Source organism: Kitasatospora sp. NBC_00315 (genome assembly GCF_041435095.1).
Lineage (GTDB): Bacteria > Actinomycetota > Actinomycetes > Streptomycetales > Streptomycetaceae > Kitasatospora.
Window position 1 is genome coordinate 7,626,108 of sequence record NZ_CP108025.1, and the last position, 25,675, is coordinate 7,651,782.

Here is a 25,675-nt window from a genome sequence, read left to right on the forward strand (position 1 = left end):
ATGTCGCATGCGCGCAAGTGTGTCATTCGTAACGCCCGGCTCTCCGATCTGCCCCGGCTCATGGAGCTGGAGGAGCTCTGCTGGGCCGCGTCGTCACGCGTCCCCGGACGGACCGTCAGGCAGCGGCTGCTGACCCATCCGATGGGCCAGGTGGTCGTCGAGGCCGCCGGTGTCGTCCAGGGGGTGATCTACTCCCAGCGCATCGAGAGTGCCGATGACCTGCTCTCATCCAGCTTCGACACGGCGGACCGGCTGCACCGGCGGGACGGGCCCGTCGCCCACGTGCTCTCCCTGAACATCGACCCGGGCAGTCAGGGACACCGCTACGGCGAGCTGCTGCTGGAGCACCTGCTGACCTGGTGCCGGGAGAGTGAGGCGCTGGAAACGGCGGTGGGGGTGACCCGCTGCCGGGATTTCGACCGGCATTCGGAGCCGGAACTCGGCGTGTACATACATGCCACCACGGCGCAGGGGCTCTGCCTGGACACCGTACTGCGTATGCACCAGCTGCACGGGGCGCGAATACGGTGCCTCGTCCCGGGATACCGGCCCGGTGACAGCGTCAACGGCGGGCACGGTGTCCTGGTCACCTACGATCTCTCCCGTCGAGCCGAACGCGTAGGGGAGATCACCCGGAATGCGACCGCCGTCGGAATGGACATTCCGGCGGCCGACCGACTCGTCGAAGATATCAGCGGGTTCATTCACGACATCGTCGGCGCCGAGGCGTACGGAGAAGTCCGCAACCCCCTGGAGAGCCCGTTCTTCGAGCTGGGCCTCGACTCGGCCGGCCTGCTGGACCTGCAGGAAAGGATCCAGAGCCGGTACGGGGTCCCCCTTGAACCGCTCGTCTTCTTCGAGCACAACACCGGCGCCCGGATCGTCCGCCACCTCGACGGGCTGCGGGGCGGGCGGCCCGCCGCCACGTCCGTGGCCGCGGGGGAGGAGCCCGAGGAGGCGCCGGGGAGCGACGACTCCCGTGACATCGCGATCATCGGCATGGCCTGCCGGCTGCCCGGCGGCATCGAGGATCCCGCCGGGCTGTGGCGGCTCCTGGCAGCGGGCGACTGCGCGGTCGGAACGCTGCCCGAAGGTCGCTGGCGGTGGCCCGAGGGCATCGGCCCGGAGACGCACCCGGGCATCGACCGCGGCGGCTTCGTCGCCGACGCGGGGTGCTTCGAGGCCGGGCTGTTCCGGATCACCCCGCGCGAGGCGAAGCGGATGGACCCGCAGCAGCGCTGGATGCTGGAGCTGTCCTGGGCCTGCCTGGAGGACGCCGGGTACGCGGCCGGCGCGGTCGCGGGCACGTCGACGGGCGTGTTCGTCGGTGCCAGCGGTTCGGACTACCAGCGGGTGATGGACACCGAGGGGATCCCCGCGCGGGCGCACAGCGCGGTGGCCACCTCCACGGCGGTGATCGCCAACCGCGTCTCGTACTTCTTCGACCTGCGCGGCCCGAGCGTCCAACTGGACACCGCCTGCTCCAGTTCGCTGGTGGCCGTGCACACCGCCGTGCGCGCGCTGCGCTCCGGGGAGTGCGGGACGGCCCTGGTCGGCGGCGTCAACCTGCTGTGCCACCCCGCGAACAGCATCGCCTACCATCGGGCGGGCATGCTGTCGCCCGACGGACTGTGCAAGACCTTCGACGAGTCGGCCGACGGCTACGTGCGGTCCGAGGGCGCGGTGGTCCTGCTGCTGAAGCCGCTCGCCGCGGCGCTCGCCGCGGGCGACCACGTGCACGCCGTCATCAAGGGAAGCGCCACCAACCACGGCGGCCGCAGCGGCGGACTGACCGTACCGAGTGCCGCCCAGCAGGCGAGCCTGGTCGGGGCGGCGCTGGCCGACGCCCGGGTGACCGCCTCCGACATCGGGTACGTCGAGGCGCACGGCACCGGCACGGCGCTCGGCGACCCGATCGAGGTGCAGGGCCTCAGCCGGGCCTTCGCCGGGGTCGACGCGCCCTGCGCCCTCGGATCGGTCAAGACGAATCTGGGACATCTGGAAGCCGCCGCGGGCATCACCGGGCTGCTGAAGACCGTGCTGTCCCTGCGCCACGGACGACTGCCCGCCACGCTCCACCAGACACGGCGCAACCCGCAGATCACCCTGGCCGGGACGCCTTTCACCATCGCGGACCGGCTCGGCGACTGGGAGCTCGGGGGCCGGGCGACGCGCATCGCCGGGGTCAGCAGCTTCGGCTCGGGCGGCAGCAACGCGCACGTGATCGTCGCGCAGCCACCGGCCGTCGGCGATCGGCGGGAGGACGGCGGGGATCGGGAGTTCGGCCTTCGCGCCGACCCGCGCCGTCCGGTCGTGGTGCTGTCGGCCGAGAGCGAGGTCCAGCTCGTACGGCAGGCCGAGCTCCTCCTCGCCTGGTTGCGGACCGAGCGGGCGGCCGGCACCGCACTCACCGACGCCGACCTGCTGGACGTGGCGTACACCACCCAGGTGGGCCGGGAGGCGCTGACCGAGCGGCTCGGGCTGGTGCCGACGGACGGCGCCTCGCTCGTGGCGCTCCTGGAGGCCTTCGTCGCGGGCGTCGAACCGCTGCCGCCCGCCGTCCGGCGCGGTCGCGGACGCGCACGGCCGGACGGCGCGCAGTCCGAGGGCGCCGCCCCGCGCAACGACCCGGAGCGGCTGCTGGCGGACTGGCTGCGCGGAGCAGCGGTGGACTGGGAGCGGCTCCACGAGGGCGCCGCCCGGCCGCGCCGCGTACCGCTGCCCACCCACGCCTTCGCCCGAACACACCACTGGCTCGACCTCGAACCGGCCGCCGCTCCCCACCGGCGGCGGCCGCTGCTCCCGCGTCCGGCCGACCCCGCCCCTTCGTACCAGGAGGCCGGCGGCGCCGCCTTCGAGTCCGTCCTCACCGCGCGTGACTTCTTCCTGCGCGACCACCGCGTCGGCGGCGAACACGTCCTGCCCGCGGTCGCCCACCTCGAACTGGTGCGAGCGGCCGTCGCCCGCACCCTGCCCGGAGCGGACGACCCGGGCGCGGTGCTCTGTCTGGAGAACGTCGTCTGGTCGCGGCCCATCGTCGTCGGTGAGGAGGACCGCGTGGTCCGGATCGCGCTGACCCGGAGGCCGGCCGCCCCGGACGGCGACGAGCTGGTGTCGTACGAGCTGGTGTCGTACGAGCGGGTGTCGTACGAGGTGAGCACCGGCGAGGCCGGCGCCGGAACGCACGTGGTGCACTCCCGGGGCGTGGGGTCGCGCCGCCGGAGGGCGACCCCGGCGCCGGTGCTCGACATCGAGGCGCTGACAGCCCGTACGGAGCCGGCGGCGTTCGCCGTCGAGGAGTACTACGAGACCTTGCGCGCGGCCGGGCTGGACTACGGGGAGGCCCACCGCGCCCTGCGCGACCTCCGGCTCGGCGACGGCGAGGTGCTCGCCGCCCTCGCCCTCCCGCAGGCCGTCGCGAACACCCGGGACGACTTCGTCCTGCATCCCGGCATGCTCGACGGCGCCCTCCAGGCGGCGTTCGCGCCCGAGGTTCACGCGGCCCGGGGAGCCGGGACCTGGACCGCACCCCTCCCCTTCGCCCTCGACCGCCTGGAGGTCCTCGGCGCCACGCCCGCGTCCGCGTACGTGTGGATCCGCCGGGCGACGGGCGGCTCGGGGGAGGTCCGGCGGTGGGACCTCGACCTCTGCGACGACCGGGGCAGGATCTTCGCGTCGTTGCGGGGCTACTCGACGCGGCGGACCACGGCGCCGGCCGGGACGGCGGCCACGGGTGAGGTGACGCTCCTCCGGCCGGTCTGGCGCGAACGGCCGACCGACGCCGCCGCGCCGGCACCCGCCCGGGACCTCGGTCGGCTGGTCCTCGCCTGCGGCTTCGAGGACCGGCTGGCCGACCTGCGGGCCCGTGCGCCGCATCTCACCTTCCTGGAGCCGCCGGAGGGCATCGAGGCCGCAGCACCGGGCGCCGAGGCCGTCACGGCGTACGCCGTGGAACTGCTCCGGGTGTTCAAGGGCCTCCTGTTCGACCGGTCCGCCGGTTCGGTCCTCGTGCAGGTCCTGACGCCCTCGCAGGGGTCGGCGGCGCTGAACCAGGCTCTCTCCGGGCTGCTGAAGACGGCCCGGTTGGAGAACCCGGCCCTCGTCGGGCAGGTCCTGGCGGTGCCGGCCGACGCGTCCTCCGGGTCCATCGTCGAGCGGCTGGACGCGGACAGCCGGATGCCGGAGGACCGGCGGATCGGCTACGGCGACGGGCTGCGCAGGGTACTCGGCTGGGAGCCGCTCCCCGAGGACCCCGCGCGGCCGGTGCGGTGGCGCGCCGGGGGCGTGTACCTCATCACGGGCGGTACCGGCGCGCTGGGCATGATCCTCGCCGAGGAGATCGCCCGCCGGGCGGAGGGCGCGGTGATCTGCCTGACCGGCCGGTCCCGGCCGGGACCGGCTCAGGAGGCGGCTCTCGCCGCCCTGCGCGCCCTGGGCGCGCGCCCCGAGTACCACGCCCTGGACGCCGCCGACGTGCCCGCGACCGCGGCGCTCGTGGCCGCACTGACCCGGCGTCACGGCGGGCTGCACGGCGTCGTCCACGCCGCGGGCGTGATCCACGACAACTTCCTGCTCAGGAAGCCCGTCGCGGAGTTCCGCCGGGTGCTGACGCCCAAGCTCGACGGCTGCCAGAGCCTGGACGAGGCGACCGAGGGCACGGAGCTGGACTTCTTCGTGCTGTTCTCGTCCGTCCTGGGCACGACCGGCAACGTGGGTCAGGGCGACTACGCCATGGCCAACGCCTACCTCGACGAGTTCGCGCGGCACCGCGGCGCCCTCGTCGACGCGGGCGAGCGCAGCGGCCGTACGGTCGCCGTCGGCTGGCCGCTGTGGCAGAGCGGCGGCATGGGCACCGACGCCGCGACGCTGCACGCCCTGCGGGTACGGACCGGACTGCTCCCCATGGCCACCGAGGACGGGCTCAGAGCCTTCCACCGGGCCCTGGACAGCGGGGAGACCGGTGTGGTCGTCCTGGCGGGGGAGACGACGCGGATGCGCGCCCTGCTGGAGCCGGAGGCCGCGCCGGAGCCGCAGCCGGAGCACGAGCGGCGCGGACCGGGGGGCGGGGCACCGGCGGCCGGTCCCGACCGGCGCGCGCTCGAAGCACGGGCGGTGGACATCGTGCGGGAGGCGTTCTCGCGGCTCACCGGGCTGCCGGTGGCCGAGATCGACGTGGACGAGCCGCTCGGCTCCTACGGCCTGGACTCGATGCTGGCGACCGAGCTGACCGCCGGGCTGGAGGAGACGTTCGGTTCGCTGTCCAAGACGCTGCTGTTCGAACACCACACCCTGTCCGAGCTGGGCGGGTACTTCGCCACCCGGCACCGTGCCGTCCTGGCGACGACGGACGCGCCGTCCGCGGACGAGACCGCCCCCGAGGTCGTGCCGCCCCCGGCCCCCGAGGTCGTGTCGGCCCCGGCCCCCGAGGTCGTGTCGGCCCCGGCCGTTGATCCGGCCGCCGTGCCCGCCGTAGGTCCGGCCCTCGTGCCCGCCGCGCGGTCGGGTCCGTCCGGCGCGCTGGACATCGCGGTCATCGGTATCTCCGGGCGCTACCCCGAGGCGCGTGACCTGCGCGAGTACTGGCAGAACCTGCGCGACGGACGCGACTGCGTCGTGGAGGTCCCCGCGGACCGCTGGGACTGGCGCGCGTACTACTCCGAGGAGCGCACCCGGCCGGGCCGGCACTACAGCAGGTGGGGCGGTTTCATCGCCGAGGTCGACCGCTTCGACCCGCTGTTCTTCAACATCTCGCCGCGCGAGGCCGACCACCTGGACCCCCAGGAGCGACTGTTCCTGGAGCACGCCTGGACCGCGATGGAGGACGCGGGGTACACCCGCGAGCGGCTGCGGCGCACGGACGGGGAGGCGGGCGCGGGCCAGGTGGGCGTGTACGCGGGTGTGATGTGGGGGCAGTACCAGCTGCTGTTTCCGGCTGTGGACGGCGTCGGGGGCAACCCCAGCGCCATCGGCAGCAGTTACGCCAGCGTCGCCAACCGGGTCTCCTTCGTGATGAACCTGCACGGGCCCAGCATGACCGTGGACACCATGTGCTCCAGCTCGCTCACCGCCCTGGACCTGGCCTGCCGCGATCTGCGGCAGGGCCGGACCGCGCTGGCGTTCGCCGGCGGGGTCAACGTGACCGTGCACCCGAACAAGTACCTGGCACTCAGCACCGGGCAGTTCATCTCCGGCCAGGGGCACTGCGAGAGCTTCGGCATCGGTGGGGACGGCTACATCCCCGGTGAGGGCGTCGGCGTCGTGCTGCTGAAGCCGCTGCACGCGGCCGAGCGCGACGGCGACCACATCCACGGGGTGATCAAGGGCAGCGCCATGTCGCACGGCGGGCGCACCAACGGCTACACCGTGCCCAACCCACGTGCCCAGCAGGCCGCGGTCCTCGGCGCGCTGCGCGAGGCCGGGGTCGACCCCAGGGCCGTCAGCTACGTCGAGGCACACGGCACCGGGACCAAGCTCGGCGACCCCATCGAGATCGCGGGGCTGAGCGGGGCGTTCGCCGCCGCCGCTGCCGCCACCGGGGCCGGTACGGCGGCCGACGGCCTCCGGTCCTGCTACCTCGGCTCGGCGAAGTCCAACATCGGGCACTGCGAGAGCGCCGCCGGGATCGCCGGGCTGACCAAGGTCCTGCTGCAGATGCGGCACGGGCAGATCGCCCCCTCCCTGCACTCGGCGACGCTGAACCCGAACATCGACTTCGCCGCCACTGCGTTCGTCGTCAACCAGGAACTGCGGTCGTGGGAACGGCCCGTCGTCGACGGGCGCACCCATCCCCGGATCGCGGGAGTCTCCTCGTTCGGCGCCGGAGGCTCCAACGCCCATCTGGTGGTGGCCGAGTACGAGGACCGGCGCCCGGCGCCGGCCGTGGGCGGGGCCCTGTTCTTCCCGCTCTCCGCGAAGAACGAGGACCGCCTGCGGGTGTACGCGGATGAACTTCTGCGCTTCGTCCGGGAGGCGGCGTCCGAGGAGGGCGCGGTCACGCCGGCGGATGTCGCCTACACCCTGCAGACCGGTCGCGAGGCCATGGACGAGCGCCTCGGCGTCCTCGCGCACTCCTTCCCGGCGCTCGCCGGGACGCTGGAGCGGTATCTGGCGGGGGAGGGCGCGGTCGAGGGACTGCACCGGGGGAACGCCAGGCGCGACAGGGGGACGCCCGCGCCCGTCGCGGCCCCGGCGGTCGCGGGGCCCGGCGACCTGGAGCGGATCGCCGACCGGTGGGTGCGCGGCGGGGCCGTGGACTGGGACGGCCTGTACACCGGACCGGGCCCCGCACCCCGCCGGATCAGCGCGCCGACCTACCCCTTCGCACGGGAGGTCCACTGGGTGCCCGAGGCGGCGCCGGTCGCGCCGGTCGCGCCCGCTGCTCCCGCTGCTCCCGCCGAGGCGGCTGCGCTCGGCGTGTCCGCCGTACCTGCCGTACCTGCCGTACCTGCCGTACCCGCCGTGCCCGCCGCCCGGGCCACGCGGGTCGCGCCCCGGACGGCGCTCTTCCTGACGAAGCGGTGGCGGGAGGGCCGGCCGGCCCCTGGACGGGCGCGGCACACTCACGTCCTGGTCCTGCACGACCGGGCGACGGCGGGGCTCGCCGAGACGCTGGCGGAGGGCTTCGAGGGCGCCACCCTGCTGGACGCGGCCGCCTCCGACGCCCGGGAGGTCCTCGCCCGCCGCATCGCGGGCTGCACCGCCTGGATCGACCTCACCGGGATCACCGGGGCCGCCGACTCCGGCACAGCCGGCACGGCCGACGACTCCGCCGTCGACCCGTTCGGCGAGCACGGCGCGTCCGGCCGAGTCCTGGCCCTGCTGCAGAGCGCGCTCGGGGCCAGGGCCTCACGTGACCTCCGCCTGCTGTTCGTGACGCGGGGTCTCGAATCACCGGACACCCACGCCCCGGAGTACGCCGGCCGTCGGGTGAACCTGGCCGGGGCCGCGCGCGCCGCGCTCCACCGGATGCTCGGGAGCGAGTACCGGGGCCTCACCTCCTGCCACCTCGATCTCGATCCCGCCGTGCGGGGCGACGCCGAGCACGCGGCGGTCATCCGGCGCGAACTCGACGACGAGGCCGGCGAGGTGGCGGTCTGCCAGCGCGACGGAGTCCGCCTCACCCCCGTCCTGGCCGAGGCGGCGCCCGCGCCGCGGACCGCCCCGCCGTCCTTCGCCCCCGACGAGGTGTTGCTGGTGACCGGCGGCACGCGCGGCCTCGGGCTGCTGTGCGCCAGGCACCTGGTCGAGCGGTACGGCGTGCGGCGGCTGGTCCTGACGGGCCGGGAGACGCTTCCGCCGCGCGGGCAGTGGGCCGACGCCGACGCCTGCCCGCCCGCGGTGCGCGAGAAGATCGACGCCGTTCTGGAACTGGAGGCTCGGGGCGTCGAGGTCCGTGTCCTCGCCCTGCCGCTGGAGCACGCCGACGAGGTCGCCGCGGGCATCGCCACGATCGAGTCGACGCTCGGCCGGATCACCGGGGTCATCCATGCGGCGGGCCTGGTCGACACCCGCACCCCCGCGTTCGTCCGCAAGTCCGTCGCCGACATCGCCCGGGTGGTCTCCCCGAAGATCGACGGCACCAGGAACCTGCTGGCCGCCCTCGACCGGCGGGTGCTGCGGTTCGCGGTCCTCTTCTCCTCGGTGTCCGGGGTGATCCCGGCCCTGGGCGTCGGGCAGAGCGACTACGCGATGGGCAACGCGTTCCTGGACCACCTCGCGCAGGCGTACGCCGGGGAGCTGCCGGTCACGAGCATCCAGTGGCCGAGCTGGCAGGAGAGCGGCTTCGGCGAGGTCAGGAACCAGGCGTACACCGACACCGGACTGCTCAGCATCACGGACGCGGAGGGCACGATGTTCCTGGACGAGATCCTCGCCGCGCCGCGCGGCCCGGTCGTCATGCCGGTCCGCGTCGACGCCGACCGCTTCGAGCCCGGTGCACTGCTCGGGGTCCGCCGGCGGCCCGTCGCGAGTCCCGTGCCGTCCGGTCCCGTGCCGTCCGGTCCTTCGCCCGTCGGCGCCTCGGCGCGGGACACCTCCCTGCGGGAGCGGCTGGTCGCCTTCCTCGGCCGCACTTTCGAGACCGAACTCGGCCTAACGTCAGGTCAGCTGGACGAGCACACCGCGTACGCGGACTACGGGGCCGACTCCATCCTGCTCACCCAGGTCCTCCAGCGGATCCGGCAGCGCCTGCACGTCGAGCTCGACCCGGCGACCCTGCTGGAGCACCCGACCGTGAGCGAGCTCGCGGCCCGGCTGCTGAGTGCGCACCGCACGGCGCTCGCCGAGGCGTTCGGCGACGAGGCCGACGCCTCCCCGGCCGGGCGGACGAGGGCGGAGGAGTCGGTGGCCCGGCAGCCGGTGGCCGGTGTCGCGCCGGTCGGGACGCCGCTCACACCGACCGTCGAGCGGCAGGAGCGGGCCACCCCCGGCGCCGGCGTCCCGGGCGGGCGGGACACGGCCGTCGCCGTCATCGGCATGGCCGCCCGGCTGCCCGGCGCCCCGGACCTCGACGCCTACTGGCAGCTGCTCTCCGAGGGCCGTCGCGCCATCCGCGCCGTCCCGGACAGCCGCTGGGGGCGGGCGAGCGGCGCGCGCGCCGGGGTCGTCGACGACGTGCACGGCTTCGACGCCGGGTACTTCATGCTGCACCCCGAGGACGTCCGCGCGATGGATCCGCAGGCCCTGGTGCTGCTGGAGGAGAGCCTCAAGGCGATCCACCACGCCGGGTACCGGCGCGAGGACCTGGACGGCGCCCGCGCCGGCGTCTACGTCGGCGCCCGCGGCCGCGGACGGGTGGACGACTCCCGCGTGGACGCGGCCCGCAACCCGATCATGACGGTCGGGCAGAACTACCTGGCCGCCAACGTCTCCCAGTTCTTCAACTGGTCCGGCCCGGCACTGGTCGTCGACACGGCCTGCTCCTCCGCCCTCGTGGCGATGCGGGCGGCCGCCGACGCACTGGCGACCGGATTGGCCGACCTGGCGCTCGTGGCGGGTGTCAGCCTGCTGGAGGACGACTCCTCGCACGAGCTGTTCCGCCGCCGCGGACTGCTCCGCGAGGACGGTGAGTTCCACATCTTCGACCGTCGCGCGGGCGGCGTCGTGCTGGGCGAGGGCGCGGGCGTCGTCGTCCTCAAGCCGCTGGACCGGGCCGAGCGTGACGGCGACACCGTGTACGCCGTGATCGAGGGCATCGCCCTCAACAACGACGGCCGCACCGCCGGCCCGGCCACCCCGAACCCGGCCGCCCAGAAGGAGGTGATGGCCGAGGCGCTGCGCCGGGCGGGTCTGCGACCGGACCGGATCGGGCACCTGGACGTCAACGGCTCGGGCTCCGAGCTGACGGACCTCCTCGAACTCAAGGCCATCGACGCCGTCTACGGCGAGGGCCGGAGCACACCGCTGCGCCTCGGCTCCATGAAGCCCAACATCGGCCACCCGCTGTGCGCCGAGGGCATCGCCGCGTTCATCAAGGTCGCGCTGATGCTGCACCACCAGCGCACGGTCCCGTTCCTGTCGGGCGAGGAACCCATGGAGTACCACCCGATCGACCCCGACCGCCTGGACCTCCCCCGGCACAGCGCACCCGTGGACCTGGCTCACGCGGCGCTGAGCAGTTTCGCCGACGGCGGGACGAACGGGCACGTGATCCTCGGACGCGGTGGCCCGGGGCGGCGCGGCCCGCTGCCCCCGCCCGACCTCGACCGTCGTGACGTCCGGACGGGCGGGCGGGTCGGCGCCGCCGCCCGGACGCCGGTGTGGACCCGGCGCCTCGACGCGCGGGACGCCGTCCTCGCCGGCCACCGGGTCCACGGCCGGCTGCTGTTGCCCGGACTGGCCTGGATCGACCTGCTCCACGGCTGCTTCGCCGAGCTCACCCCCGAGGCGCCGCCCGCCGAGATGGTGGTCGAAGGGCTGACGATCTACCGGCCGCTGTCCGTGGACGACGGCGGCGCGGTGGAGATCCGGATCGAGGCCCGGGCCGAGGGTCCGGACGGCTGGCGGATCACGGTGACCGACGCCGCGCCCCGGGCCGTCACCGCGGTTCCGTACGTCACGGCCGAGCTGCGACGGGCGGGGCGGTCAGCCGGCTTCGACGAGCAGGTGCCGGCCGGGGTGCTGGCCGTGCTGGGCGCCGCCGACGGGCGGACGCACGACCTGGAGGAGGTCTACCGGGCCTTCCGCGCCGCCGAACTCGTCCACTCCGGGCCGATGAAGGCGGTCGGCGCCGCGTACGTCACCCGGGAGGACGTCTGGGTGCGGGTGGCACTGGACGAGCACGCGGCGGGCGACGAACCCGACCGACTGTTCCACCCCGCGCTGATCGACGCCAGCGCCGTGGCCGCGAGCGCGTCGGTGCTGCGCGAGGGCGACGACCGGCGCCTGTTCCTGCCGCTCCACCACGGCGCCTTCCGGGCCGACGCTGCGCTGGGGCGCTCCTGCTACACGCGGGTGCGGCGCGACTCGGTCCGGTTCGGGGCCGAACTCCTCACCTTCACCATGGAATTCTTCGACGCACGGGGGTGCAAGATCGGCGAGCTGAGGGACCTCACGACCAAGGCGGTGCGCGACGCCGGGCAGATCAACCCCGGGCGCGGCGCCGACGCACCCGTGGAAGCCGGCCACCCGGCCGCGGCCGGGCTGGGAGCGGGCACCGGGGAGTACGCGGAGCGGGAGACGGGCGCGGTCGTGGCAGCTGCCGTGGCCGCCCGGCTCGGCGTTCCGGCGGACCGGGTCGCCGCCCACACCAGCTTCTACGAGCTGGGCCTGGACTCGGTCACCCTGCTGCAGCTGGCGGGGGAGATCGGGGAGCGGCTGGGCGCGAAGCTGCCACCGACCCTGCTGTTCGAGCATCCGACGGTGGCCGGGCTGGCGGGGCACATCGCGCGGAACCACCGCCCGGCGGCCGCTACCCGGCCGACGGAGCCCGACCGGGCGGTGCGGCCCCCGGGAGCAGAGGCGTCGGGTCAGGCGCCGGCGGCCGAGGTACCGGTGCCGGCCCCGGCCCCCGGCACCCGGGCGACCGGGCGGCCCGCCGCACCGGCCCGGGAGGCCGAACCCGGGGACATCGCGATCGTCGGGATCGCCGGCCGGTACCCGAAGGCGGCCGATGTCGCCGAGTTCTGGGAGAACCTCAAGGCCGGCCGCGACTGTGTCACCGAGGTCCCCGAGAGCCGCTGGCCCCGCGACACCTTCCGGGGCGAGCACACCCCGTCCGGTCGGCCGGTGGCCCCCTGGGGCGGGTTCCTCGACGACGTCGACGCCTTCGACGCCGGCTTCTTCGGGATCCCGGCGGAGGAGGCGGCCCAACTCGACCCGCAGGAGCGCCTGTTCCTGGAGGTGTGCTGGGAGGCGATCGAGGACGCCGGGTACACCCCGGCCGGTCTCGCCGCCGCGGAGGTCCGCGGCCCGCGCCGGGCGGTCGGCGTCTTCGTCGGAGTCATGCACAAGGACTACGTCCTGGTGCAGCACGACGCGGCCGACCGCACCGGGCCCGCCCCGCTGGCGCTGAACGCCGCGTCCATCGCCCACCGGGTCTCGCATTTCTGCGACTTCAACGGCCCCTCGCTGGCGGTCGACACCGTCTGCGCCTCCTCGCTGAGCGCGCTGCACCTGGCGGTGCAGAGCCTGCGGAGCGGCGAGTGCGACGCCGCGCTCGCGGGTGGCGTGAACCTCTCGCTCCACCCCGGCAAGTACCGGGCGTACGGCGCGCTGGACCTGCTCGCGGGCGAGACCCCCGCCCGGTCCTTCGGCGCCGGCGGCGAGGGTTACGTCCCGGCCGAGGGCGTCGGGGCCGTGCTGCTGAAGCCGCTGAGCCGGGCCGTCGCCGACGGCGACGCCGTCTACGCCGTCATCAAGGGCACCGCCGTCAACCACTCCGGCCGCACCCCCGGCCTGCGGGTGCCCTCGGTGGCCGCCCAGGCGGCCCTCATCGAGGACTGCCTGGACCGCGCCGGGATCGACCCCGCCACGATCGGCTACCTCGAAGCCCACGGTACGGGCACCGAGATCGGCGACCTGATCGAGATCCAGGCGCTGCGCAGGGTCTTCGAGGGTCGTACGGACGACAAGCGGTTCTGCGCGCTGGGCTCGGTCAAGTCCGCCATCGGCCACGCGGAGGCGGCGGCCGGGATCAGCGCCCTCACGAAGGCGGCGCTCCAGCTCCACCACGCGACCCTGACCCCGCTGGTGCGCGCGGAGCGGCCCAACCCCTTCCTCGACCTGGACGACTCGCCGTTCCGCCTCCAGACCGAGCCGGCGCACTGGTCGGTGGACCCGGCCGGGTCGGCGGCGCCGCGCCGCGCCGGGGTGAGCGCGTTCGGCGCCACCGGCGCCAACGCCCACGTCCTCCTGGAGGAGGCGCCCCGGGCGGGCGGCGGCCGGCCGGGCAGCGGCACGCGGGACGGCGCGTCAGGGCCCGTACTCGTGCCGCTGTCCGCGACCGACGCGGAGCGCCTGCGCGCCCACGCCGGGAGACTGCTGCGCTTCCTCGACTCCGAGCAGGGAGCGCAGGTGGAGCTGTCGGCGCTGGCCCACACCCTGCAGACGGGCCGGGTGGCGCTGGCCGAACGCGCGGTCGTCCTGGCGGACGACCTGGACCAGGTGAAGGACGCCCTGGCCGCCCTGGCCCGCGGAGCCGAGGCAGGCGCAGGGACCGTGTGGCGCGGCCGGGCCGGTGAGCGGACCCTGGAGACCCGGCTGCTGGACGAGGACGAGCTCCGCGCGGAGCTGGTCGCCCGCTGGGCGGGGCAGGCCGCGTGGAGCAAGATCGCCGAGCTCTGGGTCAACGGGTTCGCCGTCGACTGGCGCGTCCTGTACGGGGAGGGGGCACCGCTCCGGCTCCACCTGCCCGGCTACCCGTTCGCCCGGCAGCGGCACTGGGTGACGAGCTGCGCCGAGCCGGTGGCGCAGGACGGGGGCCCCGCCGCCGCGGACGCCCCGCCGCAGCCCCGGCCGGGGAACGGCGGCCTCCACTGGCGGTTCGTCCCCGAGGACGAGACGCTGCCGGTAACGGCGCGGTCGACGCGTCCGGCGGCCGCACCGGAGGAGCGGGCGCGCGGCTTCCTGCGGCAGCTGGTGGCCGGGCGGCTGGGGCGGCCCGCCGGGGAGATCGGCCCGGACACCAGTCTGATCGAGCTGGGCCTGACCTCGCTGGGAGCTCTCGGACTCACCGAGGACCTGGCCGCGACGGTCGACCCCGGCTTCCTGCCGAGCGTCCTGTTCGAGCACGGCACGATCGCCGGACTCGCCGCTCATCTGACCGCCCGGCGGCCCGCCGCGCTGGACCGTCTGGTGGCCGTACGCACCGAGGACCCGCCGCGCCCCGGGCCGGCGGGCGACCCGCGCCCGGACGTCCTGGCGCTGCTGGAGAACCTGCACACCGGCGAACTGCTGCTGGACGACGCCATCGCGCTCCTGGACACCGAGAGGATCGAGAAGTGAAGCACGAGATCGACACCCTGATCGAGGCGTACCGGGCGGGCCGGCTGACCGAGGGCGAGGTCGCCGCGCGGCTGCGCGGGCTGCGGACGGAGGCGGAGGAGCGGTCGGCCCGGCCCGCCGGCGAGGCCCGCGAGGTGCACACGCACGGGCTCTCCCAGGCGCAGCACGGCCTGTGGGCACTCCAGCGGGCGTACCCGGATCTGGCCGCCTACAACGTGCCGCTGTGCTTCCGGGTCACCGACCTGGACGTGTCGCTCTTCCGGGAGGCCTGCCGGGTGCTGGTGGCACGCCATCCGGTGCTCGGCACGGTGATCCACCGGGAGGGGAGCACCCCGCGCCAGTCGGTCGACCCCGCCCGGGAGCCGGACTTCGACCGCGTGGACCTGACGGACGTCACCGACGACGCCGAGGCACTGGAGGTCGTGCGGCGCGAGAGCAAGCGCGCGTTCGTCCTCGACGCCGGCTCGGCGGCCGACGCGCGGAGCCTCTTCCGGGTGAGGGTCTTCGACCGCCCGGGGGCCGAGTCGATCGTGCTGGTCACCGCACACCACGCCGTCTTCGACGGCAGCTCGGCCGCGCTGGTGATGAGCACGCTCTTCGAGGCGTACGAGGCACTGGTGGCAGGGCGGCGTCCGGCCGCCGCGGACTCCCGCGGGAGCGGTGTCGCCTTCCACGGCTTCGTGGAGCAGGAGCGACGCCTGCTCGCCGAGCGCGGTGACGAGCTGCTGTCGTACTGGCGCGAGCGGCTCGCCGGGCCGCTGCCCGTCCTGGACCTGCCCACCGACCGCCCGCACGGGGAGGTGACGGACCGCTTCGCGGGCGCCACCCACGTCAGCCGGGTGCCCGCCGGACTCGTCGCGCGGATCAGGGAGCTGGCGGCCTCGCGGCGCGTCTTCCTCTCCGCCGCGCTGCTGACCGCCTACACGGCGACCCTGGCCTCGTACGCCGGGCAGCGCGAACTGGTCGTCGGGATGGCGGTGAACGAGCGACGCGGCGAGCAACTCGCCGACGCCATGGGCCTGCTGGTCAACATGGTGCCGGTCCGGGTGGCGGTCCCCGACACCTCGTCCTTCGCGCGGTCGCTCACCGACGCGCAACGCCAGCTCGCCGACGACCTGCTGCACGGCTACCCCTTCCCGGCGCTGGTCCGGGAGCTGGCCACGGAGGCCGCCCCCGGGCGGTCGCTGCTCTTTCAGCCGGCGTTCGTCCACCAGGACGTGCTCGACGGCATCGCCGGACCGGACCGGCCGTACCGGCTCGTCGAGGAGCTGCACCAGGAGGGCGAGTACGAGCTGTCGCTGGAGGTGTGGAACAACGGGGACGACCTCACCCTGTACTGGACGTACCAGTCGCAGCTGTACGGCCGGGAGTTCGTCGAGGGCCTCGCGGAGCGGTTCGTCCGTCTCCTGACGGCCGTCTGCGACGAGCCCGACCGGCCGCTGGCCGAACTGCGCCCGCGCTTCGCGCAGGAGGTGGCGACCGAGCCGCCGCGGGCGCGGCAGGAGAGCCGGTGCGTGCACGAGTGGTTCGAGGAGGTGGCCGCCGCCGCGCCGGACGCGATCGCGCTGGAGCACGAGGGGCGTCTGGTCTCCTACGGGGAGCTCAACGCCCGGGCGAACCGCCTGGCGCGGCATCTGCGCGGGCTGGGAGTCGGGGCGGAGGTCCTGGTGGCGCTGTGCCTGCCGCGCGGTGAGCAGCAGGTGGTGGGGCTGCTGGCGGTGCTGAAGGCGGGCGGCGCGTACGTGCCGCTGGACCCGGCCTCGCCCGTGGAGCGGCTGGCGTTCGTGCTGGAGGACAGCGCGCCGGGGGTGGTGGTGACGCAGGACGGGCTGCCCGAGGGGCTGGCCGTGTCGGCGGTGCCGGTGGTGGACGTGACGGCGGACGCCCCGCTGTGGGCCGGGCTGGCGGCGGAGGACCTCTGCGCCGACGGGGTGTCGGCGGCGAACGCGGCGTACGTGATCTACACCTCGGGTTCGTCGGGCGTCCCGAAGGGCGTGCTGGTCGAGCACCGGAACGTGACCCGGCTGTTCACCTCGACGGCCGAGTGGTTCCGCTTCGGCGAGCGCGACGTGTGGACGCTGTTCCACTCCTTCGCCTTCGACTTCTCGGTGTGGGAGATCTTCGGCGCGCTGCTGTACGGCGGCCGGCTGGTGATCGTGCCGCAGGCGGTCACCCGTGATCCCCGCGCGTTCCACCGGCTGCTGTGCGCCTCGGGCGTGACGGTGCTGAACCAGACGCCGAGCGCCTTCCAGCAGCTGATCGCGGCGCAGGGCGCCGACGCCGAGCCGCACGCGCTGCGGTTGGTGGTGTTCGGCGGCGAGGCCCTGGACGTGGCCTCGTTGAAGCCGTGGACGGCGCGCGCGGTCAACCGGGGGGTCGACCTGGTCAACATGTACGGCATCACCGAGACGACGGTGCACGTCACCTACCGGCTCCTGTCGGCGGCGGACGCGGAGCGGTCGGTCAGCCCGATCGGCGAGCGGATCCCCGACCTGCGGACCCACGTGCTGGACGAGGACGGCCGGCCGGTGCCGGACGGCGAGGTGGGCGAGCTGTACGTCGGCGGCGCGGGCGTGGCGCGCGGGTACGTGAACCGCCCGGAGCTGACGGCGCAGCGCTTCCTCGACGACCCGTTCCACGGGGAGCCGGGATCCCGGATGTACCGGACCGGCGACCTGGCACGCCGGCTGCCCGACGGCGAGCTGGAGTACCTGGGCCGCAACGACGACCAGGTCAAGATCCGCGGGTTCCGCGTCGAACTCGGCGAGATCCGGGCCCGCCTCGCCGAACACCCGGCCGTCGGCTCCTGCGTCGTCCTGGCCCGGCAGGACCAGCCGGGGGACGGGCAGCTCGTGGCCTACGTCGTCCCGGCCGACCGCGCCCCGGGCGCCGGGGCGCCGCACCGGCGCGCCGAACTGGCCGAGCACCTGCGGCGGACACTGCCGGACTACATGGTTCCCAGTGCGTTCGTCACCCTGGACCGGCTGCCCCTCACCGGCAACGGCAAGCTCGACCGCGAGGCCCTGCCCGCGCCGGGGATCGACGCCTACGCCCAGCGCCCCTACACGGCGCCGGACACGCCCACCGAGCGGGCCGTCGCCGCCGTCTGGGCGGAGCTGACCGGGCTGGAGGAGCCCCGCATCGGCACCGGCGACAACTTCTTCGAGCTGGGCGGGCACTCCCTCCTGATCGCCACCCTGGTCGCGCGGCTCAAGGAGCGCGGACTCGACGCCACCGTCCGCGCCGTCTTCGCCAGCCCCACACTGGCCGAGCTCGCGGCCGAGATCGACCGCGGCGGGAACAGCGCTCCCGGGCACGAGACCCCGGCCAACCTCATCCCGGCGGCGTGCGAACGGATCACCCCGGACATGCTGCCGCTGGTCGGCCTCACCCAGGCCGAGATCGACGCGCTGGTCGGCCAGGTGCCCGGCGGTGCCCCCAACGTGCAGGACGTCTACCCGCTCGTGCCCTCCCAGGAGGGGATCCTCTTCCACCACCTGATGGACCCGGCGCAGGACCTGTACGTCATCCCCATCCTGTTCGACGCCCCGAACCGGCGCGTCTGCGACGACTTCACCTCCGCCGTGCAGCAGCTGATGGACCGTCACGACGTCCTGCGTACCGCCGTCATCACCGAGGGCCTGCCCGAGGCGGTACAGGTGGTCCTGCGGGAGGTGCGCCTCGACGTGGAGCGGCGGACCCTCGACCCCGAGGAGGACGCCGAGCGGCAGGCCCGCGCCTGGCTGGAGGAGATGGGCACCATCCGCCTCGACCGGGCGCCGCTGCTGCGGGTCGTGGTCGCCGCCGATCCACACTCCGAGCGCCACCTCCTGCTGCTCGGTGTGCACCACATCGTCGAGGACGCCACCTCGCTGCGGCTGATCTTCGACGAGCTGGCCACCCACATGGCGGGCCGCGGCGACCGGCTGCTGCCGCCCCCGGCCTACCGGGACTTCGTCGGCCACACCCTGCACCAGCTCGCCTCGAACGACGCGGAGGCGTTCTTCCGCGCCGAACTGGAGGACGTCACCGAGCCGACCACCCTGTTCCAGCTGGCGGAGGTGCGAGGCGCCAACAGTCCCGTCAGCGACGTGCACCGCGTCCTGCCGGCCGAGCTGACGGGCGACCTGCGCGAACAGGCCCAGCGCCTGCGGATCAGCCCGGCCACCGTGTTCCACGCGGCCTGGGCCCTCGTGGCGGCGGCGGGCAGCGGACGAGACGACGTGGTCTTCGGCACCGTCCTGTCCGGACGGCTCCAGGGCGTACCGGGCATCGAGCGCATGATCGGCAACTTCATCAACACCCTGCCGCTGCGCGTGCGGTTGCGCGACCGGAGCGTGCGGGACCTCGTCTCCGAGATCGACGCCGGCCTGAAGAGACTGATCAGCCACGAGCAGAGCGCGCTGACGCTCGCCCAGGGGTGCAGCGGGCTCGACGGCGACGCCGCGCTGTTCAGCGCCCTGATCAACTACCGCTACGTCGAGCCCCGCCACGGCCGGGACGAGCCGGTCACGCTGGAGGACCTGGGCGTCAACCGGCTCGGCTGGCTGGACCGCACCAACTACCCGGTCGGCGTGTCGGTCGACGACACCGGAACCGACCTGTCCCTGAACGCCCAGATCGACGCGAGCCTCTCGCCCGAGGCCGTGCTCGACTACGTGGAGGCCGCGGTCTCGGCGGTCGTCGCAGCCCTGGCACTCGACGACGGCGCCGGAACCCGGGCCCTGGACATCGACGTCATGCCCGAGGCCGAACGCCGCCGGCTGCTGACCGAGTGGAACGGCACGGCCGAGCCCGCCCCCGACGACCGCTGCCTGCCCGAGCTGTTCGAGGAACAGGTCCGGGCCCGGCCGGACGCGATCGCGGTCCGCCACGGGACGCGGACGCTGACCTACGCGCAGACGAACGCCCGGGCCAACCGGGTGGCGCACTACCTGCGCGGCCAGGGGGTGGGGCCCGACACCCGGGTCGGACTGTGCCTGCGCCGCTCGCCGGAGACGGTGATCGGCCTGCTCGGCATCCTCAAGGCCGGCGGGGCGTACGTCCCCATCGATCCCGACTACCCCAGCGAGCGCGTCCGGGCCCTGCGCGACGCCTCCGGTGTCTCCATCGTCCTCGGCCGGTCCGGGGCCGAGCGGTCGGTCCTGGACGACGGCAGGGCCGACGCCGACCGCCTCCAGGTCGTCCACCTCGACACCGGAGAGCGCGCCGAGGACGGGACCGGGCCCGCGGCCCAGGTCCTCGCCGGCCAGCCGGAGCACGACCTGTCCCGGGCGGAGACCGGCCTCACACCCGACCACCTCGCCTGCACCATCTTCACCTCCGGATCCACCGGGCGGCCCAAGGGCGTGCTGATGGAGCACCGCGGTGTGGTCCGGCTCGTGCGAAACCGCGAGTTCTTCGCCGCCGACGAGGACACCGTGGTCCTGCACCACTCCTCGATCTCCTTCGACGCCGGCTCCCTGGAGGTGCTCACCCCGCTGGTCTGCGGGGGCCTGCTGGTGCTGCACGACGGCGACTCCAAGGACCCGGAGCAGCTGCTGGACCGGGTCGAGAGCGCCGGCGTCACGACCATGCTGCTGTCGGCCGCCTTCCTGCCGGCCTTCGCGGACTCCGCGGCCGGGCGAGACCTGCCGCTGCGCTACCTCGCCGTGGTGGGCGACACCTTCGCGGCCCGCGACGTCCGCCGGCTGTACGCCGCACACCCCGGCCTGACCGTGGTCAACGGGTACGGCCCGACCGAGAACAGCATCGCCTCCACCCACCACGTGATCCCCCGGGACATCGCCGACGACGCGGTCGTCCCGATCGGCCGGCCCGTACCGCACTCGACCGCCTACGTGCTCGACGCGAACCAGCGGCCCGTCCTGCGCGGCGTCGTCGGCGAACTGTGCTTCGGCGGGCTCGGGGTGGCGCGCGGCTACCTCGACGACCCGGAGCAGACGGCCGAGCGGTTCGTCCGCGACCCCTTCGCGGTCGAGCCCGGCGCACGGCTGTACCGCACCGGCGACCTGGCCCGCTGGCGGCCCGACGGCACCCTGGAGTTCCGCGGCCGGGTCGACGACCAGGTCAAGGTCCGCGGCTTCCGGGTCGAACCGGGCGAGATCGAGACGCTGCTGAACGCCCACCCCTCGGTGCACGGCGCCGTGGTCACCACCCGGTCCGCCGGCGAGAGCAAGCAGCTGATCGCCTACGTGCGGCCGGCCGAGGACTGGCTGGACACCGTCGCGCGGCAGCAGAACGCCGACCGGCTGCGCCAGTGGCAGGACCTCTTCGAGGACCGGTACCGCACCGAGGGCGCGGACACCGTCGGCGACACCCCGGCGGAGGCCGAGGACGACCTCAACCTCCTCGGCTGGAACAGCAGTTACACCGGGGAGAGCATCCCCGAGGCCGAGATGCGCGAGTGGATCGACGGCACCGTCCGGCAGATCGGGGCACTGCGCCCCCGACGCCTGCTGGAGGTCGGCTGCGGCAGCGGACTCCTGCTCCTGCGCTACGCGGCCCTCTGCGAGGAGGTGTACGCCGTCGACCTCTCCGCCGCGGCGCTGGAAGGCGTCCGGCGCAGCGTGGACCGCCGGGGCTGGACGCACGTCACCCTCGCCCAGGGCGAGGCCGACACGTTCGCCCTGCCGCCGGGCACGGAGAAGTTCGACACCGTCGTCGTCAACTCCGTCGTGCAGTACTTCCCCAACCGCCTCTACCTGGAGGAGGTGGTCGAGCGGCTGCTGCCCCTGGTCGCCGACGGCGGGCGCCTCCTGATCGGCGACGTACGCAACCTCGACCTCTTCTCCGCCCACGTCTGCGCCGTCGAACGCGGCAGCCTGTCCTCGAAGGTCCCGGCGGGCACGCTCGTGCGCGAGGTCCGGCGCCGGCGCCGGCAGGAGACCGAACTGCTCGTCAGCCCGGGCTGGTTCGCCCGGCTCCCCGAGCGGCTGCCCCAGATCGGCTCGGTGGACATCACCGTCAAGCGCGGCACCGGTGACAACGAGATGCTCAGCTACCGCTACGACGTCGTCCTGACCAAGGGCGCCGCCGCACCCGCGCAGGACCTTCCCTGGCTGGAGGCCACCACCGCGGACGGGCTGCGCGCGCTGGTCACCGAGGGCCGGTACCGGCGGTTCGGGGTCGCCGGCCTGAGCAACCCGAAGGTCGCCGACGACGTCCGGGTGAGCGAGAGCCTCGCGACCTGGCCCGCCCAGCGGCAGGTGGAACCGCTCGCCGGCGGCCGCCGGCTGTCCCCGGAGGCGTCGGCGCGGGCGCTGGAGCTCGAAGCCGCGCTGCGGTACGCCGAGGAGCAGGGCTACGAGGTCGCGGTGACCTGGTCCCAGGACCGGCTGGACGGGCTCGACCTGGTTCTCGCCAAGGGCGAGCCGGCCCGCGCGCGGGCCCGCGCCCCGTACCGCCGCTCCGCCGCGACGAACGTGCCGCAGATCGCCGACACCGGCCGGGAGCTGACCCGCACCCTCAAGGACCACCTGGCGAGCCGGGTGCCCGAGTACATGGTGCCCAACGTGTTCGTGGCCCTCGACGAGCTGCCGCTCACCCCCAACGGCAAGGTCGACAAGAAGGCGCTGCCCGCTCCGGACGAGGCCGACGTCCACCGCGAGAGCTACGTCGCGCCCCGCAGCGCCCTGGAGCTGATCCTCTGCCGGCTCGTCCAGGACGTCCTCGAACTGGAGCGCGTCGGCCTCCAGGACAGCTTCTTCGAACTCGGCGGCCACTCCCTGCTCGCCACCCGCCTCACCATCCGGGTGAAGCGGGAGACCGGCCGGGAGCTGTCCCTGATGACGGTGCTCTCCGGGGCCACCATCGGCGAGATGGCCAGGGAGCTGGCGGCGGAGCCCGAGAGCACCCCGGGCGAGACCGTGCCGCTGCTGCCCGTCACCGACGCCGACGCCGACGCCGACGCCCCTCTCGCCCTCCAGCAGAGCGAACTGTGGTTCCTCAACCCGCGCGAGCACCTGGGATCGGCGTACGACAACGCGCAGGCCGTCTTCCGGATCATCGGCCGGCTGGACCGCGCGGCCTACGCCCGCGCCTACGCGGTGCTGGTCGAGCGGCACACGATCCTGCGCACGAGCTACGTCCGGCACGCGGACTCCGGCGTCACCCAGCGGGTGAACGAGGCCGCCGGGTTCACCGTCGCCTTCGAGAAGGTGAGCGGGGACGCCGCCGTCGCCGAACTGCTCCGGGCCGAACGCGTCCGGCCGTTCCGGCCGGACGACCGCCACCAGCTGCGCGTGCACGTCCTGACCCTCACGGAGTACGAGCACATCGCCGTGGTGACCAGGCCCTGGGGCATCTTCGACGGCTGGTCGGCCGGCATCTTCCTGGCCGAACTGGCCACCGCCTACCGGGCGCTGAGCCGGGGGGAGGAGCCCGCACTGCCGGAGCTGCCCGTCCGGTACGCGGACTTCGCCCGCTGGCAGCTGCGGGTCGTGGACGGGCCGGCCCGCGAACGGCAGCTGGCGTACTGGCGCGCGCAGCTCGCCGCGCTGCCGGCCTGCGTCTCGCTGCGCACCGACTACCAGCGGCCCGAGGTCAAGTCGTACCGGGGCTCCTCGGTCGAGGTGAAGGTGCCGCAGGAGGTGCTCGAAGAGCTTCGGCGTTTCGGGCGGCAGCGGGGCGGCACTCTCTACATGACGCTCCTCGCGGCCTTCGCGACACTGATCGGCGGGTACACCCCGGACCGTGAACTGGCCGTCGGCTCACCGGTGACCAACCGGCCGAGGCCGGAACTGGAGCGCGTGGTCGGCTACTTCGTCAACCTGCTGGTGATGCGCCTGGACGTGAGCGCCGACCGGGGATTCGACGAACTCCTGACGCAGGCCAAGCAGGTCACCGCCGCGGGCCACGAGCACAAGGACGTCCCGTTCACCGACCTGGTCGCGGAGCTCGCGTCGAAGACCGACCCGGCCCACTCCCCGCTGTTCCAGGTCATGTTCAACCTCGTCCCCGCGCCCGCGCCGGCGGACCCGGACGGCGGGGACACCGACGGCCCGGCGATCCTGCCGGTGCCGACCGCGACCGAGGTGGCGAAGTTCGACCTCAACCTGACCGTCCGGGAGACCCTGTCCGGCCTGATCGGCGCCCTGGAGTACAGCACCGACCTGTTCTCCGGGAACACCGCCGAGGAGATGGCGGCGGCCTACGAGCGGCTGCTGCTGAAGATCGTGACGAATCCGGGAGCGAGCCTCGCGCAGCTGCGCCGGGCGGCCGAGGGCGGTGCCCGATGACCTCGGTGTACGTGTTTCCCGGCCAGGGATCGCAGCGCAGGGGCATGGGACAGGGCCTGTTCGACCGGTTCCCCGCCCTGGTGGCGCAGGCCGACGACCTCCTCGGCCGCTCACTGCGGACGCTCTGCGAGGAGGACCCGGACGGCCTGCTGGGCCGCACGGAGTACACCCAGCCGGCGCTGTTCGCGGTCAGCGCCCTGCAGTACCTCGACCGCGTCGACGGCGGGCGGGAGCGGCCCGCGGTCCTCGCCGGCCACAGCCTGGGGGAGTACGGCGCGCTGTTCGCCGCCGGGGCGTTCGACTTCGCCACCGGACTCGGCCTGGTCCGCGAGCGCGGCGCGCTGATGAGCCGGGCTCCCAGGGGCGCGATGGCCGCGGTCGTCGGCCTGGAGCAGGAGCGCGTGCGGGAGATCCTGGCGGGGCTGCCCCACCGGACCATCGACGTCGCCAACCTCAACTCCCGCCGGCAGTGCGTCCTCTCCGGCGTCCACGACGACATCCACGCACCCGAGGTCCGCGCCGCCTGCACCGCGGCCGGCGGCAGGTTCGCCCCCCTCCGGGTGAGCGCGGCCTTCCACTCGCGTCACATGGCCGGGGTGGAGGAGGAGTTCGCCCGCCACCTGTCCACGGTCGAGCTCGGCGAACTCCACACTCCCGTGGTCGCCAACGTCACCGCCCGCCCCTACCCGACCACCGGTTACGCCGACCTGATGATACGTCAGATATCGAGCCCGGTCCGGTGGCACGAGTCCGTCTCCTGGCTGATGGCCCAGGGACACCGCGACTTCCACGAGATCGGCCCGGGAGACGTCCTGACCAGGCTCACCGAGCAGATCGCCCAGGAGCCCTTCACGGGAGCGGAGCGGCCCCCGGTCCCGCGCCGGATGCCGCGACGGCGCGAGGTCGTCTTCATGTACGGGGGCCAGGGCAACCAGTACCCCGCGATGGGCAGCGAACTGTACGACGCCAACCCGGCGTTCAGGGCCGCCCTGGACCGGTGCAGCGCCCTCTACGAGGCGGCCGACGGCACCTCGCTGGTGGCCGCGATCCAGGACACCCGCGGCGGCCGGGCCTTCGACGACATCCTGCAGACGCACGCCGCCCTCTACAGCATCGGGTGGAGCCTCACCGAGGCCCTGCGCGCGGACGGCTTCACGCCCGACGCCGTCGTCGGCCACAGTCTGGGCGAGTACGTCGCCGCCACCGTCGCCGGGGCGATGTCCCTGGAGGACGGCCTGGACCTCGTCATGAAACAGGCCCACCTGGTGAAGCAGCACTGCCGCACCGGCGGGATGCTCAGCGTCCTCGCCGGACCGGGCCTCTACCGAGCGCGGCCGGAGCTGTTCGCGGGACTGGCGCTGGCGGGTGTCCACCACGACGGCGGGACGACGGGGAACTTCGTCGTCAGCGGCAGTGCCGATCGGCTGGCCGAGGCGCGGGCCCTGCTGGACGAGGAGGGGGTGACCACCGCCCGGCTGCCCGTGCGGTACGCCTTCCACTCGGAGCTGATCGACGACATCCGGCACGAGTGCCACGAGATGGGCCGGGCCGTCGCGGTGCGCAGGCCCGAACTGCCCGTCCACTCGGCGGCCTGCGCGGGGCCGCTGCGGGAGGACGCGGCCGAGCGCTGGGGCCCGTACGTCTGGGACGTGATCCGCGGCACGGCGCGCTTCGACACGATGATGGCCACCTCGTTCCCCCGGCCCGAGCGCCACTGGTTCGTCGACCTCAGCCCCGGCGGATCCCTCGCCGGCCTCCTCGGACACGGGTACGGGCCCGACCACCGAGGGGCTTTCGCCATCGACCGGTTCACCTCCGACACCGCGTCGATGCGGCGACTGAGGGAGGGCCTGCGCTCCGTGCGCGACAGCCGGGGAGCCTGAGCCCGTGCTCCCGGCCGGGTGCACCGCCACCGCCGGCCCGACCGCCTCACGACGGCACCGGTCGGCGATCACCGGATCGGCGATGGCGGCAGGTCGGTTCCGGCCCGTCGG

General features: G+C 74.3%; 3 protein-coding genes. All 3 read left to right on the forward strand.

Translation table 11 applies throughout. From position 1 onward, the window contains the following. Genes OG823_RS31675 through fabD form a run of 3 tightly spaced genes read left to right on the forward strand, consistent with a single transcriptional unit; the run spans position 1 to position 25,564 of the window. A complete protein-coding gene (locus OG823_RS31675) occupies positions 1–14,442 on the forward strand; it encodes a GNAT family N-acetyltransferase (protein ID WP_371483635.1) in 14,442 nt (4,813 codons plus the stop codon). Next, positions 14,439–23,681: an amino acid adenylation domain-containing protein gene (locus OG823_RS31680; protein WP_371483636.1), complete on the forward strand. Its 9,243-nt coding sequence runs from the start codon at positions 14,439–14,441 to the stop codon at positions 23,679–23,681. Before OG823_RS31675 ends, OG823_RS31680 begins: the two co-directional genes overlap by 4 nt. Then, positions 23,678–25,564 carry an ACP S-malonyltransferase gene (gene fabD / locus OG823_RS31685; protein ID WP_371483637.1) on the forward strand — a complete coding sequence of 629 codons (1,887 nt, stop codon included), beginning with the start codon at positions 23,678–23,680 and terminating at the stop codon, positions 25,562–25,564. Before OG823_RS31680 ends, fabD begins: the two co-directional genes overlap by 4 nt. Positions 25,565–25,675 lie beyond the last annotated feature (111 nt).